This is a genomic window from Kaistia sp. 32K (genome assembly GCF_016629525.1).
Taxonomy (GTDB): domain Bacteria; phylum Pseudomonadota; class Alphaproteobacteria; order Rhizobiales; family Kaistiaceae; genus Kaistia.
On sequence record NZ_AP024269.1, the window covers coordinates 920,797 to 935,610 of the forward strand.

Genomic DNA, 14,814 nt, shown 5'->3' on the forward strand with positions numbered 1-14,814 from the left:
AGATTTCCGGAGATTTCCTTGGAAAGGGTTCAGCCGTGGTGCTTGGTCATTTCGGCCATCAGCTCTTCCGCCACGGCCTTATCGCCGCTCGTCTCGAAGACGGAACGGCCCTCGCGTAGCACCACGATCCGGTCCGAAAGCGCCATCAGTTCCGGCAGGTCGGAGGAAATGACGAGGACGGCCACCGACTGCCCGGCGATGTCGCGCAGGAGCGAGTGAACGTCCTCCTTCGCGCCGATATCGATGCCCCGCGTCGGCTCGTCGACGATCAGGAGCTTCGGCTGCCGGGCGATCCAGCGCGACAGGATCACCTTCTGCTGGTTGCCACCGGAGAGGGTGGCGATCGGGGCGTTGAACGAGGCCGCCCGGATGCCGAGCCGTTCGACGAAGGTGCGGAAGAGGCTTCGCTCGGCCGGCCGGTCGTTGAGCCAGCCGTAGCGCGGCGGGCTGGCGCCGGCGAGCGCGAAGTTCTCGACCACGGCGCGCTGCGGCAGGATCGCCAGTCCCTTGCGGTCCTCGGGCACGAGGCCGATGCCGGCGGCGATGGCCTCGGAAGCGGACGAGGGCGCGAATTTCTGCCCGTTCAGGCGGATCTCGCCGGAGGCGATCGGATCGACGCCGAAAATCATGTTGGCGGTTTCGGTCCGCCCGGCGCCGACGATGCCGGCGAGGCCGACGATCTCGCCGGCGCGCACCTCGAAGCTCACATCCGCGACGCGGGCGGGCGCGCGGCCCGATGCCGGGGCGGCCAGATGGCGGACCTGCAGCACGACGTCGCCCGTGGCGGCACCCTGCCGTCGCACGCCGATCTGGACGTCGCGGCCGGCCATGGCGCGGATCAGTTGCTCGTTGCTGGCGGAGGCGACGTCGCCTTCTTCGACCATCTTGCCGTCGCGCAGAACCGTATAGCTGTGGCAGAAGGCGCGGATCTCATCGAGCCGATGGCTGACATAGAGGATCGCGACGCCCTCGCGCGACAGGCGCTCGATGATCTCGCCGAGATGGCCGACCTCTTCGGGCGAGAGGGAGGCGGTCGGTTCGTCCATGATGACGAGGCGGGACTTGCGCGTCAGGGCGCGCGCGATCTCGACCATCTGCTGCTGCGCGATCGAGAGGCCGGCGACGGGCCGGCGAACGTCGAGCGCGGTGATGCCGAGCTGGGCCAGGGCCGCCCGCGCCGCGTCCCGCATCCTGGCCCAATCCACGGTTCCGAGGCGGCGGATGGGGAGATGCCCGGCGAAAATCGCCTCGGCGACCGAGAGCTCGGGAAACAGCGAGAGTTCCTGACGGATGACGCTGATGCCGGCCTTGTCGGCGGCGCGCGGACCGTCGAACTGGACCGGGCGTCCGTCGACGTCGATCGTTCCGCCGTCCGGCGTGAGGACGCCCGACAGAAGGTTGATCACGGTGGACTTGCCGGCCCCGTTCTCGCCGAGCAGCGCCCGCACTTCGCCGGGCTCAAGCGAAAGCGAGACGCCGTCGAGGACCGTCACGCCGAAGAAGCGTTTGACGAGGCCGGACGCAGCCACAAAAGGTACGGGGCGCTGTGCGCGCCCCGAAGTCTCGACGTCCACGGTAGAGGGACGTGCATGGATCGTCATTACTTGATGAGCCCCACGCGCTCGGCCTGCTGGAGGTTTTCCGGGGTGATCGCGATCGGGGCGACCAGAATGTTGCTCGCCTCGGGCTTCTTGCCTTCGCGGATGAAGTCGACGAGCGTGCGGACCGCGACGCGACCCTGCTGACCCGGGAACTGATCGACCGTGCCGGCCAGCTCGCCGTTCTTCACGGCCTTGAGCGCGTCTTCCGAGCCGTCATAGCCGTAGATCTTGACCTTGCCCTTGAGGCCGCGGGCTTCGACGGCCTGCGCGGCGCCGAGCGCCATGTCGTCATTGCCGGCGACGATGACGTCCGGAACCTCGGCGAGGCCGGTCAGGACGTTCTCGGTGACGGCGAGGCCCTTGTCGCGCGAGAAGTTGGCGGCCTGCTCGGCGACGAACTGGTACTTGCCGCCGGCCGCGTCGAGCACCTTGTGCACGCCGCCATTGCGGTCATTGGCGGTCTTGTCGCCCGGAATGCCCTGCAGGTTGACGATCTTGGCGCCGTTCGGGAAATCCTTGGCGACGGCCTCGCCCTGTGCTTCGGCGCCCTTGAAATTGTCCGCCGCGACGTTGGCGAGAACTTCCGGAACGCCGTTGACCGGGCGGTCGACCGTGACGACGGCGATGCCGGCCTTGATGGCTTCCTGGACGACCGGGGCGAGCGCATCGGCTTCCGCCGGCGCGAGGATGATGCCGTCGACGCCCTGCACGATGGCGGATTCGATGTCGGCGATCTGCTTCGGCGCGGAAAGCTGGCCGTCCGCCTTCAGGACCGTGACGCCGCCGATCTTCTTGGCCTCGTCTTCCAACTGGTCGGTCAGGAACACGAAGTGCGTGAAGGCGAAGGTGAGCGGCGAGACGAACACCGTCACCGGGGCGTCCTTGCCCTTGGGCTCGGCATGCGCCGAGGATGCGGCGGCGAGGATCGCGAGGCTGGCGCCGACGGCAAGAGCGGTCTTACGGAACATGGTGTTGGGCTTCCTTATTTCGGTGCCCAGAAGCTAGCGAGGGCGGCCTTTCCAGCCAAAGGCGAAACCACCAATTTCGGAATGGAATCGGGAAATTAAATACGGAAATTCATCGGGGATTGGGATATTTTGTCTACATATTTTATGGGGAATATATAATTTCTGCCGAAACGCATGCTGTGCGGATAAATTAAATTCTATCAGCAGGTTGCGACTCGATCCAGCATGCCAAAGCCTGTCGTCCCGGCATATTTAACCGGTCGTCGGCCCGGAGAATCCAGGAATATGGATCGGGCCTCGGAAAGGAATGTTATGTCCCAGTATCTCTCGTCCCTTTTCTCGCTCGAAGGGAAAACCGCGCTGATCGCCGGCGGCGCCGGCGCAATCGGCTCGGTCATTTCCGAGGCCTTCGCGAAGGCTGGCGCGCGCGTCATCGTTCATGATCTCTCGGCCGAGCGTCTCGCCAGCCTGGAGGCGCGCTTCCAGGAAGAGAAGTTGCCGTTCCAGGGCCTGCAGGCGGATCTCGATTCCGCCGCGGCCTGCGCCGCGCTCGTCGAGCAGGCGCTGAAGGTGACGGGGCGCATCGACATCCTCGTCAACCTGCAGGGCACCAACCGCCGCAAGCCGATCCTCGACGTCACCCAGGAAGATTTCGACCTGATCACCTCGGTGAATTTCCGCAGCGTCTACTTCCTGTCCAAGGCGGTCCAGCCCGTCATGAAGGCTCAGGGCGGCGGCAAGATCCTGCATTTCAGCTCGCTCTCGGCCAACATCTCTTTCGACACGATCTCCGTCTATGCGGCGACCAAGGCGGCGGTCACCTCGCTGACCCGTTCGATGGCGCATGAATGGGCCGGCGACAACATCCAGGTCAACGCGATCGAGCCCGGCTTCGTCCAGACCGAGTTCACCCGGCCGCTCTGGGACGACGAGTATCGCAGCCGCTGGTTCGCGAACTATATTCCCGCCGGACACCTCGCCGTGCCGCAGGATCTGATCACCACCTCGCTCAGCCTGGTGTCGCCCGCCTCGCGCTATGTCACCGGCCGCAGCGTCGTCGTCGACGGCGGCGTGCTCTCGGGCGACTCCTGGGTCGAGCAGCCCGGCCGCCAGTCCGTCTATCCGTGAGAGAGATTGCCGTGACCAACTGGCTCCTTGAAACCGCCGAGCTTGCCGATCTCATCGAAGGGCAGGCGGAGAACCTCGTCGTGCTTGATTGCTCCTGGTATCTGCCGGAAGCCGGCAAGCATGCCCGGGACGATTTCCTTGCCGGCCACATCCCCGGCGCCCGGTTCATCGATCTCGCCGATATCTCCGATCCGGACTCGCCCTATGTGAACATGCTGCCGGCGGCCGAGCTCTTTGCGGCCCATGTCGGCCGCTTGGGGATCGGCAACGATACCGACGTCGTCATCTACGATGCCGGCTATGTCTCCTGCCGTCTCTGGTGGATGTTCCGGACCTTCGGACACGACAAGGTCCGCATCCTGAACGGCGGCTGGCGGAAGTGGAAGGCCGAGGGCCGTGCCATCGAAACCGGCGCGGGCGAGCCGGTCGAAGCGCGCGCCTTCGAGGCGCGGCTGAAGCCTGGGCGGGTCGTCACCATCGATGACGTCCGCGCGGCGATTGATCGCGGCGATACCACCATCGTCGATGCGCGCACGGCCGCCCGGTTCGACGGGCTCGAGGGTTCCGGCTATCCGGGCGTCGCCTCGGGCTACATGCCGGGCGCCATCAACACGCCCTGGGCGCGCTTCTTCGATGCGAGCAAGAATTTCGAGTTCGTCTCGCCGGAAGCCGCCTCGGCGATCTTCGAGCAGGCGGGCGCCGATATCTCCGGCAACGTCATCACGACCTGCGGCTCCGGCGTGACCGCCTGCATCCTCGGCTTCATGATCGAACAGTCGGGCAATGCCGATTGGCGTCTCTATGACGGCTCCTGGCACGAGTGGGGCCAGCAGCCCGACACGGTCAAGCTGGTCAAGCAGCCGGGCTGACGCCCGACGGAAGACGCGCGCCGCGAGGTCATCCAGATCCTCGACGGCGCGCTGACGACCTGGCCGAGATCCTTTCGTCGCCTCCGGGCGGGCATGAAGGGATCTCGGCGATCGGGCTCTGGACATTCCCGACGCATGCGCGCGATCGCGCTCTGCCTCGACCCGCACCGGCGGACGATGTCCGACCGGGGGCGCTTCGGGCCGCTTTCATCGTGGTCCATTCTTCCCAATCGATGACGGAATGAGGTCGATCGCGGCAGGCGATGGGCCGTTGTCCGGCACCTTCCATCCCGCTTTTGGCCGCGCATGGGGTGGTCCATGACGGGGCGGCGCGTCCCTCATTCACATAATTGTTGTCGTTGGTGAGGCTGCCGACTTGTGGTTGCGCGCGCCAATTGGAATAAGTGCTTATAATGCCCTAAGGGAATGTTGAGGAGTCGGCCATGTCTCGGAAGGAAATCGTCGATGTAGTCAAGCAGTATACGGAGCCGTTCCGTGTGACGAAAGGCAAGGACTTCCGCCTGAAGGATTTCGATCCCGGCGATACGCTGGGGCTCAAGATGGACAAGAAGGAGGCGGCGGATCTGCTCCGGCGCGGATCGGAATGGCTCGCGATGGAGCAGGACATGCTCTACGCGCAGGATTCCTGGTCGGTGCTGCTGGTGTTCCAGGCCATGGACGCGGCCGGCAAGGACGGAACGATCAAGCACGTGATGTCCGGCGTCAATCCGCAGGGCTGCGACGTCTTCTCGTTCAAGCAGCCCTCCGACGCGGAACTGTCGCGCGACTTTCTCTGGCGCTATGCGATGAAGGTGCCGCAGCGCGGCCGCATCGGCATTTTCAACCGATCCTACTACGAGGAGGTGCTCGTGGTGCGGACGCATCAGGAACTGCTCCGGGCCCAGAAGATCCCGCCGCAACTGGTGGGCAAGAGCATATGGGAAGAGCGGCTCGCCGATATCGCCCGCTTCGAGGACTATCTCACGCGCCAGGGCGTGATCATCCTCAAGTTCTATCTGAACCTCTCTTATGGAGAGCAGAAGAAGCGCTTCATGAGCCGGCTCGACAGGCCGGAGAAGAACTGGAAGTTCTCCGCCAGCGACGTTCGCGAGCGCCGGTACTGGGACGACTACATGAAGGCCTATGACGAGGCGATCCGCGCCACCGCTTCGAAGCAGGCGCCATGGTACGTCGTCCCCGCCGACAACAAATGGTTCACCCGTCTCATCGTCGCGGCGGCTATCGTCGACGCCGTGGAGAAGCTCGATCTCGAATATCCGACGGTCTCGGCCGAAAAGCTGAAGGACCTCGCGGCGGCGCGGGAAGAGCTCGAGCAGGAATAGCCAGGGGCAGAGGGAGCCACCGCTCATGTCGACGACGATAGCGATACTCGGCGGCGTCGGACTTTTTCTGCTCGGCATGACCGTCATGACCGACGGGCTGAAGGCGCTCGCCGGTTCGTCGCTGCGGACGGTTCTCGGCAAGGCGGCGGCGACGCCGCTCTCCGGCGCGTTCTGGGGCGCGATCATCACGCTGCTCGTGCAGTCGTCGAGCGCGGTGACGATGACGACGATCGGCCTCGTCAGTGCCGGGTTGCTCACCTTTCCGCAGGGGCTCGGCCTCGTGTTCGGCGCCAATGTCGGCACCACGGGCACCGGCTGGCTGGTGGCGCTGATCGGCGTGCGCGTCTCGTTGTCGACCTACGCGCTGCCGCTGATCTTCATCGGCGCGCTGGCGAGGCTGCTTGCCAGCGGACGGGTGGCGGCGGCGGGCGGCGCGCTCGCGGGCTTCGCGCTCGTGCTCTACGGCCTGACGACGCTGCAGCAGGGCATGGGCGGGCTCGCCGAAAGCCTGCATCCCTCCGACCTGCCGTCGGTGCTCGGCATGCCGGGCGTCGGCTGGGCCTCCGGCGCGTTCGGTCTCTTCGCCCTCATCGCCGTCGGCCTCGTCATGACCGCGGTCATGCAGTCCTCGACCGCCTCCATCGCCGTCACCATCTCGGCCTTCTTCGCCGGCGCCGTGAGCCTGGAGCAGGGAGCGGCGCTGATCATCGGGCAGAACATCGGCACGGCGACGAGCTCGGCACTGGCGGCGATCGGCGCCAGCACGACGGCCAAGCGCCTGGCGCTCGCCTATGTGCTGTTCAAGCTCATCGCGGCGCTGATCGCGATCGTCGCCTTTCCCTTCACGGCGGCCCTGATGAGCCGCTTCTCGACTTCCGTCGACGGGACGACGCTGCTCGCCGCTTACCATACGGTTTACAATGTGGTCGGCGTCGCGGTGCTGTTACCCGCGACGCAATGGTTCACCCGCGTCGTCGAGCGGATGCTGCCGTCGAAGGAAACGGCGCTCGAGCGCGCGCTCGATCCGAGCACGCTCGTCAATCCGGTGGTCGCCGTCGAGACCGCGCGGCGTGTGGTGGCGGAGGTGCTCCGGACGATTACCGCCTCGGTCTCCGCCGCGCTTTCGGGCAGCGGCGCGGCACACGACACCGGCCCCGCCGCTGCGACGCTTGAAAAGGTGCGGGACTTCCTGTCGGAACTGAAGGAACCGCCGGAGACGGAGGCCGAGCGCCACCGCATGACGAGCACGCTGCATGCGCTCGATCACACGTCGCGCCTGGTGGAGGCGCTGGCGGGCAACGGCTTTCCCGGGCAGCCGGCAGGGGGCGCGGACGATCGTCACGCCGCTGCGCTCTGCGACGAGGTCATGCGGGATGCCGAGAAGGTGGCCGTCTCGATCACCACGGAATCGGCGATCAGCGAGCAGGCCAGCCCGATCGGCTGGAGCCTTTCGCCGGAGATCGAAGCGGCGCTGGCCGAAGCAGAGGGCGCGGTGGGCGAACTCGACGCCATCCAGCGCGACTACCGCACCCGGACACTCGCCGCCGTCGCGCCGGGACAGCTGACCGCCGCCGATGCGCTGGCGCGGATCGACGCCGCCCGAGAGCTCGAACGGATCGCGCGTCACGCCTGGCGCGCGACGGCGCATCTCGTTGGCCGTGGCAGGCCGGGCGATCTGGATGTGCGGGCGCAATCGGAAAACACGGTGAGGGATCAATATGAGCGCGCATGAGGCCACCGTATCCGGCGCGGAAAGCGCGCCCTGGCATGCCTTGCCGGCGGAGCAGGTCGAGAAAGAGCTTCGCGTCGATCCCGCGCGTGGTCTCGACGTGGGGGAGGCGGCCGAGCGCCTTGCGACCTACGGGCCGAACCGCCTGCCGCAGGGCAAGAAGAAGAGCCCGCTGCTGCGCTTCCTCGCCCAGTTCAACAACATCCTGATCTACGTCCTGCTCGCCGCCGGCTTCGTCAAGCTCATGCTGAGCCTGTGGCTCGACGCCTCGATCATCTTCGCGGTGGTCATCCTCAACTCGCTCCTCGGCTTCGTGCAGGAGGGGCGGGCCGAGAAGGCGCTGGATTCGATCCGAAACATGCTGTCGGCGGAGGCGCGCGTGCTTCGCGGCGGCGAGACACGGCTCATCCCGGCCGAGGATCTGGTGCCCGGCGACATCGTCCTCCTGGAATCGGGTGACAAGATCCCGGCCGACCTGCGCCTCGTCGACGCCAAGAATTTGCGAACGGAGGAGGCGGCGCTGACGGGTGAATCCGTCCCCGCCGAAAAGACCACGGCGCCCGTGGCCGCCAAGGCGACGGTGGGCGACCGGCAGAACATGGTGTTCTCCGGCACCATGGTGGTGTCCGGGCGGGCGTCCGGCATCGTCGTCGCGACCGGCAGCGCCACCGAGCTCGGCCGGATCAACCTGATGCTCGCCGAAGTCAACGCGCTGGAAACGCCGCTGCTGCGCCAGATCAAGAAATTCGGCTACGTCATCACGGCCGCTATCGCGATCATCAGCGTGCTGCTCTTCGCCTGGGGACACTGGCTCGGCCATATGAGCTTCGTCGAGCTGTTCCAGGCGGTCGTGGGCATTGCCGTCTCGATGATCCCGGAAGGGTTGCCGGCGCTGATCACCATCACGCTCGCGATCGGCGTGCAGCGCATGGCCCAGCGCAACGCCATCATCCGGCGCCTGCCGGCTGTCGAGACGCTGGGCTCCGTCTCGCGCATCTGCTCGGACAAGACCGGCACGCTGACATTGATGGAAATGATGGTCACCTCCGTGGTGACGGCGGATTCTGCCTACGAGCTCTCCGGCGACGGCTATGCTCCGGAAGGCGAGGTCAAGGCGGACGGCAAGCCGGTCGGCGAAACGCCGGAAGTTCTGGCGCTGATGGGCCGTGTGTCGCTGCTCTGCAACGACGCGGAGTTGTTCCAGGACGACGGCAAGTGGAAGGTAGAGGGCGATCCGACGGAAGGCGCGCTCTATCCCTTCGCGACCAAGCTCGGCATGGACCGGGCCGAGGAGGCGGCGGCCGCGCCGCGCATCGACGCGATCCCCTTCGAGTCCGAGCACAAGTTCATGGCGACGCTGAACCGCGCGCCGGCGGGCGAGTTCCTGCTGGTGAAGGGCGCGCCGGAGGTGATTCTCGAACATTGCGACCGGCAGCAGCAGGCGGCCGGCCCGGCGCCGCTCGACCGCGATCGCTTCGCCAGCGAAGGCGACCGGCTCGCCGCGCAGGGCGAGCGCGTGCTGGGGCTGGCGTGGCTGGAAAACCCCGGCCTGAACGCCGGCAGCCTCGGGCCGGCGGACTTGCCGAAGAACCTCGTGCTCCTCGGCCTCGTCGGCCTGATGGACCCGCCGCGCAAGGAGGCGGTCGACGCCGTGCGCGAATGCCATGGCGGCGGCATCCGCGTCACGATGATCACTGGCGACCACAAGATCACGGCCGCGGCGATCGCCAAGATGCTCGGCATCGGCGACGGCCAGACGGCGGTGGCGGGCACCGAGATCGAGGCGATGAACGACGCCGAGCTGCAGGAATGCGTGCGCGACGTTGACGTATTCGCCCGCGCCAGCCCGGAGCACAAGCTGCGCCTCGTCAAGGCGATTCAGGCCAACGGGCAGATCGTCGCCATGACCGGCGACGGCGTCAACGACGCGCCGGCGCTCAAGAAGGCGGATATCGGCGTCGCCATGGGCATCAAGGGCACCGAGGTGACGAAGGAGGCGGCAGGCATGATCCTCGCCGACGACAATTTCGCCTCGATCTCGGCGGCGGTGAAGGAGGGGCGCACCGTCTACAACAACATCGAGAAGGCGATGCTCTTCCTGCTGCCGACCAATGTCGCCCAGGGCGCGGTGATCGCGATCGCCATCCTGTTCGCCTTCACGCTTCCCATCACCGCGCCGCAGGTCCTCTGGGTCAACATGGTGACATCCGTGGCGCTCGGGCTCGCCATCTCGTTCGAGCCGCATGAGGCGGACGTGATGGGGCGGCCGCCGCGCGCCATCGACCGGCCGATCGTCACCAGCTTCGGCATCTGGCGCATTCTCTTTGTGGGCGCGGCGCTGGTGATCTACACGCTCGTGGCCTTCTTCTGGATGAAGGCGCAGGGCGCGTCAGATCCGATGGCCCGCACCGTCGCCGTCAACGCCATCACGCTCGGCCAGATCTTTTATCTGCTCAACAGCCGCTATCTGGTCGATTCATCCCTGTCGGTGCGCGCGCATCTCGGCAATCCCTATCTCTGGTATGGCATCGCCGCCGTCGTCGTGCTGCAGCTCCTGTTCACCTATGCGCCGCCGTTCCATGCGATCTTCGACACGGCATCCCTGCCGCTCGCGGCGTGGCTCTGGCTCCTCGTCGGCGCGATTATCTTCTTCCTCGTCGTGGAACTGGAGAAGCTCGTGATCCGCTCCGTTACCGCCCTGCGGGACGCGGCGACCTCACGTCCGGAGATGCCGTCCGCACCGGCGCTCTGACCGGCGAGGCAGGCAAGCGACAGGCCGATCGTCCGGACAGGCGCCGCGCAGGGTCTGGGCCCGCCGGTGTCCCACGAAGTGGGCAATATGGGATGCGTTGGAGGATTGGGCGGTTGACATTGCCATGCGAACTGCATGCTCATCCGCTGTCCCAATCAAAACACGTTCCGAAGGCTCCCAGCATGAAAACATACCAACTGCCGCGAACCGGGCTCAACGTTTCCAGCGTCGTGCTCGGCTTGATGCGCATCGCGGCATTGAGCAAGGCCGAAATCCAGCAACTGGTGGGCGGGGCACGGGATGCCGGCGTCAATGTCTTCGATCACGCCGACATCTATGGCGGCGTGCGCCACCTCTGCGAGGAACGATTCGGCGAGGCCATCACGCTGACGGCGGCCGAGCGCGAGCAGGTCGTCATCCAGAGCAAGGTCGGCATTCGCAAGGGCTTCTTCGACTTTTCCGCCGAGCACATTCTGCGTTCCGTGGACGAGTCGCTGGCGGCGCTGCGCACCGATTACCTCGACGTCCTGCTGCTGCATCGGCCGGATACGCTGGTCGAGCCCGAAGAGGTCGCTTCGGCGTTCGAGACGCTCCGGACCTCGGGCAAGGTCCGGTATTTCGGCGTCTCCAACCACACGCCGGGTCAGATCGAGCTGCTGAAGAGCGCGGTCACCCAGCCGCTCATCGCGAACCAGGTGCAGTTGAGCATCGCGCATGCGCCGCTCATCGCCACCGGCATCGCGGCCAACATGGGCGGGCTCGATCAGTCGATCGATCGTGACAACGGGCTGCTCGACTATTCCCGCCTCAACGGAATGATGCTGCAGGCGTGGTCGCCCTTCCAGAAGGGCTTCTTCGACGGCGTCTTCCTCGGCGACCGGGAGAACTACGCGGCGCTCAACGACGCCATCGACGAACTGGCCGATGCCTACAACGTCACGCCGACGGGCATCGCCGTCGCCTGGATCACGCGCCACCCGGCCAAGATCCAGGTTGTCCTGGGCACGACCAAGCCCGGCCGCGTGGCGGAAGCCGCCGCCGGATCTAGCGTGCCGCTGACCCGGGAAGAATGGTACCGCCTGTTCACGGCGGCGGGGCACACACTGCCCTGATCGCGTGACGGGCCGGGTTTGCCGGCCGGGCCATGGAAACGAGCCCTCTCCCGTACGCGGGAGAGGGCGATCGCCAAGATATTCGCCCGCCTCGGGTGAGGGCCCCGTCGGATCTCCGGGCTAGGCGGGTGTGTCGGCCCGCGCCGCGTAGCGTCTTGCCATGGCGGCGCAGGCGATCAGCTGCAGCTGGTGGAACAGCATCAGCGGCAGCACGATGAGGCCGACGCTCTGGCCGGCGAACAGGATATTGGCCATCGGGATGCCGCTCGCCATGCTCTTCTTCGAGCCGCAGAAGACGATGGCGATCTCGTCGGCCTTGGAGAAGCCGAGCCGGCGCGCCGCCCAGGTCGTGACGATGAGAACGATCGCCAGCATCACCACGTCGATGATGACCACCAGCGACAGGCTGGACCAGGTCAGCTGCGACCAGATGCCGGCCACCATGCCCTCGCTGAAGGCGGCATAGACGATCAGGAGGATCGAGCCGCGGTCGACGAAGGAAGTGAGCTGCTTGTGCCGGACGATCCAGTTGCCGAGGAGCGGCCGCGCCAGCTGGCCGAGGGCGAAGGGGAGGAGCAGCTGCAGGCCGATATCGCGCAGCGAGGTCAAGTCGAGGCCGCCGCCATGTGAGCTCAGAAGCAGCGCGACGAGCGCGGGGGTCAGAAGGATGCCCAGGATGTTCGACACCGAGGCGCTGCAGAGCGCCGCCGGCACGTTGCCACGCGCGATTGACGTGAAGGCGATGGATGACTGTACGGTCGAGGGCAGGACCGCGAGGAACATCAGGCCGAAGGCCAGGTCGGCGCCGAGAAGCGGTTTGAGCAGTGTCGTCAGCGCCAGCCCGACGAGCGGGAACAGGACGAAGGTGCTGATGAAGACCAGGCTTTGCAGGCGCCAGTGCAGGATGCCCTCGACGATGGCCTTCGGCGACAGGCGGGCGCCGTAGAGAAAGAACAGCAGCCCGACGGCGAGATAGGTCACCTTGTCCATGATCTCGGCGCCGATGCCGTGCGCCGGCAGGACGGCGGCAATGGCAACGGTCGCGAGCAGCGCCAGGACATAGCCGTCGATGGGCAGCTTGAAAGGCAGTCTGAAGGACGGCATGTCGAATTCCGATATGGGCGGCGGGTCGGGGGAGGGTGTCAGGCTTCGGAGGTCAGCGCGGGGTTTAGAGCCGCGGCGGCAACACCGAAGAGATCTCTATGAGTCTTTTCAATGGCAGCCCCGACGCAGCCGATCATGGCGGCGCGGCTGCCGAGCCCGCTCGCCTCGATGCGCGGCGGGTAGGGCGTGCAGCGGGCAAGCGCCCGGCGGACCTCCGCGATCAGTTCCTCGCGGATGCCGATGCTACCGCCCAGGATGACGACTTCCGGATCCAGGATGGCTCCAATCGCGGCGATGGCGGGGGCCAGCAGGCGCGCGGTTTCCTCGATGGTGGCGACGGCGGCCGGCTCGCGCTGCTCGAAGGCGGCGAAAACGTCGCGCGCCGTGGCATCGGCGGCGCCGCCATAGCCCGCATAGCGCCGCGTCATGGCGGCGCTACCGACCGCATATTCGAGCGTGCCGAGCGAGAAGCCACGCGAGTCGTAGGGATCGCCGCCGACGGGAAGATAGGCGATCTCGCCGGCGCCGCCGCGGGCGCCGCGCAGCAGCCGGCCGCCAGCAACGATGCCCATGCCGATGCCGGTTCCGAGCGCCAGGAAGGTGAAGTCCGAGATCCCCGCGCCGCTGCCGCGCCATTGCTCGCCCTTGGCCGCGAGGTTGACGTCATTTTCGACGACCACCTCGGCGCCGGTGGCGCGCGCGAGCAGGTCGCGCACGTTGATGGCGTCGAAGCCGGGAACGTTCGGGGCGATGGCGACCTTGCCGGTCTCGGCATCGACGACGCCGGGCGTGCCGAGGACGATCAGCCGGACGGCGTTCGCGGGAATGCCGGCGCGCTCAGCGAGGCCCCGCACCATGCCGGCGATCTGGCGGATCAGTTCGGGGCCGCCGCGCAGGTCGGTCGGTTGCTGCTCTTCGGCGATGATCTCGCCGAGTAGGTCGGCGAGCGCGGCGTTGATCTTGGTGCCGCCGAGATCGACGCCGGCGACGAAGCGCGCGCCGCCATGGATCTCGTAGGTGAGGGCGCTGCGGCCGACCTTGCCGACCGTGCGCCCGCACTCCTTGACCCAGCCGCTTTCCTCGAGTGCGCGCACGACTTCCGACGCCGTTTGCTTCGAGAGGCCGGTCATCTTGGCGATATCCGCTCGCGAAATGGGCCCGTTGCGCAGGATCGCCTGCATCACCGTCGTCGTCGATATCTGTCGGGCGGCAGGCGGCTCTTGCGGATCGGAGGCCATTGGGGTCTCGCTGCTATTGGTTCGTATGATTGACTAATCCGATCAAAACTCAGGCGTCAAGCCTATCAATTCATCAAAACCATCGGCGGATAATATATGATCCTCGATAAAAATATCTATCGGCGATTAAATTGGTTCTTCGTCTTGACAAAGAGAAGGCCTCGCCACCAGACTTTGCCATCGACCGATGGAGGGACGGATGACGACGATCGCAGACATCGACAGCTTGCTGGGGCGGGCGCCCGCCGAAGGCGGCGTCAGCAGCAGCCGGATCGCGAGTGACGGAACGACGATGGAGGCGTCGCTCTGGAGCGTGGCACCGGGCGCACGAGCCGCCATCACGGTTCCCGCGCGTTCGGACGGCTACTGGTTCGTGCTGAAGGGGACGGGCAGCATCGCCGATGCCGAGGGCCAGAAGCAGCCGGTCAAGCCGCAGGTCTTCGCCATCGCGGGGCAGGGCAGCGACGTGACGCTTTCGAATGATGGCGGCGAGCCGCTCGAATTTCTCTATGTGATCTCGCCGCCGCCGGGCAGCCAGGCGGAGATCGCCGGCTATCAGGGCGGGCTGAAGACCATCCCGGCCGAGACGGTGGCTCTGGCGCACGAGCCCGAGAACAAGAAGCGTCGCGCCTTCTTCGTCGGCCCCAAGGCGACCCCCTCCGGACGCGCCGAGGGCATGATCGTCCACTACGAGGCCGAGACGGTGACCAATCCGCATTTCCACCCGGACGCGGACAGCCTCTTCGTCATCCTCGAGGGCGCGCTCGAATTCACCAACGGCCGCGATCTCACGACGATCCGTCCCGGTCAGGCGGTCTTCATCAACCAGGGCCATCGTCACGGCACCCGCGTCACGCCCGGACAGAGCGGCGCGGCTTTCCTGGAATTTCACGTGCCGGCCAAGTTCCAGACGATCCAGGATCCGTAACAGCGGACTCGGGGAAATGGGAACACGTCGTATCAGAGGGGA

11 protein-coding genes are annotated in these 14,814 nt (G+C 66.4%); 7 read left to right on the plus strand and 4 right to left on the minus strand.

The window, feature by feature from the left end:
• Window positions 1-29: 29 nt before the first annotated feature.
• Both K32_RS03985 and K32_RS03990 read right to left on the minus strand, forming a co-directional pair.
• The gene (locus K32_RS03985; RefSeq protein WP_201402782.1) at window positions 30-1,529 is read right to left on the minus strand and encodes a sugar ABC transporter ATP-binding protein; all 1,500 of its coding nucleotides are present in this window, start codon (window positions 1,527-1,529) and stop codon (window positions 30-32) included.
• A 71-nt stretch (window positions 1,530-1,600) separates the two neighbouring features.
• Window positions 1,601-2,569, minus strand: coding sequence for a substrate-binding domain-containing protein (locus tag K32_RS03990; RefSeq protein ID WP_201402783.1), 969 nt, complete (start codon window positions 2,567-2,569; stop codon window positions 1,601-1,603).
• Between the two features lie 312 nt (window positions 2,570-2,881).
• Between K32_RS03990 and K32_RS03995 the strand changes: the two genes are divergently transcribed.
• From K32_RS03995 to K32_RS04020, 6 genes are all read left to right on the plus strand, one after another.
• Window positions 2,882-3,697 carry an SDR family NAD(P)-dependent oxidoreductase gene (locus K32_RS03995; RefSeq protein WP_201402784.1) on the plus strand — a complete coding sequence of 272 codons (816 nt, stop codon included), beginning with the start codon at window positions 2,882-2,884 and terminating at the stop codon, window positions 3,695-3,697.
• An 11-nt stretch (window positions 3,698-3,708) separates the two neighbouring features.
• A complete protein-coding gene (locus tag K32_RS04000) occupies window positions 3,709-4,566 on the plus strand; it encodes a sulfurtransferase (protein ID WP_201402785.1) in 858 nt (285 codons plus the stop codon).
• Window positions 4,567-5,009: 443 nt separating this feature from the next.
• Complete coding sequence (locus K32_RS04005) at window positions 5,010-5,909, plus strand: polyphosphate kinase 2 family protein (RefSeq protein ID WP_201402786.1); 900 nt, start codon at window positions 5,010-5,012, stop codon at window positions 5,907-5,909.
• A 25-nt stretch (window positions 5,910-5,934) separates the two neighbouring features.
• Window positions 5,935-7,641, plus strand: a complete 1,707-nt coding sequence (locus tag K32_RS04010; protein ID WP_201402787.1) for a Na/Pi cotransporter family protein — start codon at window positions 5,935-5,937, stop codon at window positions 7,639-7,641.
• Entirely contained in the window at window positions 7,628-10,390 is a 2,763-nt protein-coding gene (locus K32_RS04015; RefSeq protein WP_201402788.1) for an HAD-IC family P-type ATPase, read from the plus strand. The genes K32_RS04010 and K32_RS04015 overlap by 14 nt, the downstream gene beginning before the upstream one ends.
• Before the next feature lie 182 nt (window positions 10,391-10,572).
• Window positions 10,573-11,502, plus strand: coding sequence for an aldo/keto reductase family oxidoreductase (locus K32_RS04020; RefSeq protein WP_201402789.1), 930 nt, complete (start codon window positions 10,573-10,575; stop codon window positions 11,500-11,502).
• Between the two features lie 120 nt (window positions 11,503-11,622).
• On the opposite strand, the gene K32_RS04025 is transcribed toward K32_RS04020, so the two are convergent.
• Window positions 11,623-12,606, minus strand: coding sequence for a bile acid:sodium symporter family protein (locus K32_RS04025; RefSeq protein WP_201402790.1), 984 nt, complete (start codon window positions 12,604-12,606; stop codon window positions 11,623-11,625).
• A 38-nt stretch (window positions 12,607-12,644) separates the two neighbouring features.
• Window positions 12,645-13,844, minus strand: a complete 1,200-nt coding sequence (locus K32_RS04030) for an ROK family transcriptional regulator (protein ID WP_201402791.1) — start codon at window positions 13,842-13,844, stop codon at window positions 12,645-12,647.
• A 199-nt stretch (window positions 13,845-14,043) separates the two neighbouring features.
• Between K32_RS04030 and K32_RS04035 the strand changes: the two genes are divergently transcribed.
• Window positions 14,044-14,772 (plus strand): cupin domain-containing protein, encoded by a 729-nt coding sequence (locus K32_RS04035; protein ID WP_201402792.1) that lies wholly within the window; start codon window positions 14,044-14,046, stop codon window positions 14,770-14,772.
• Window positions 14,773-14,814 lie beyond the last annotated feature (42 nt).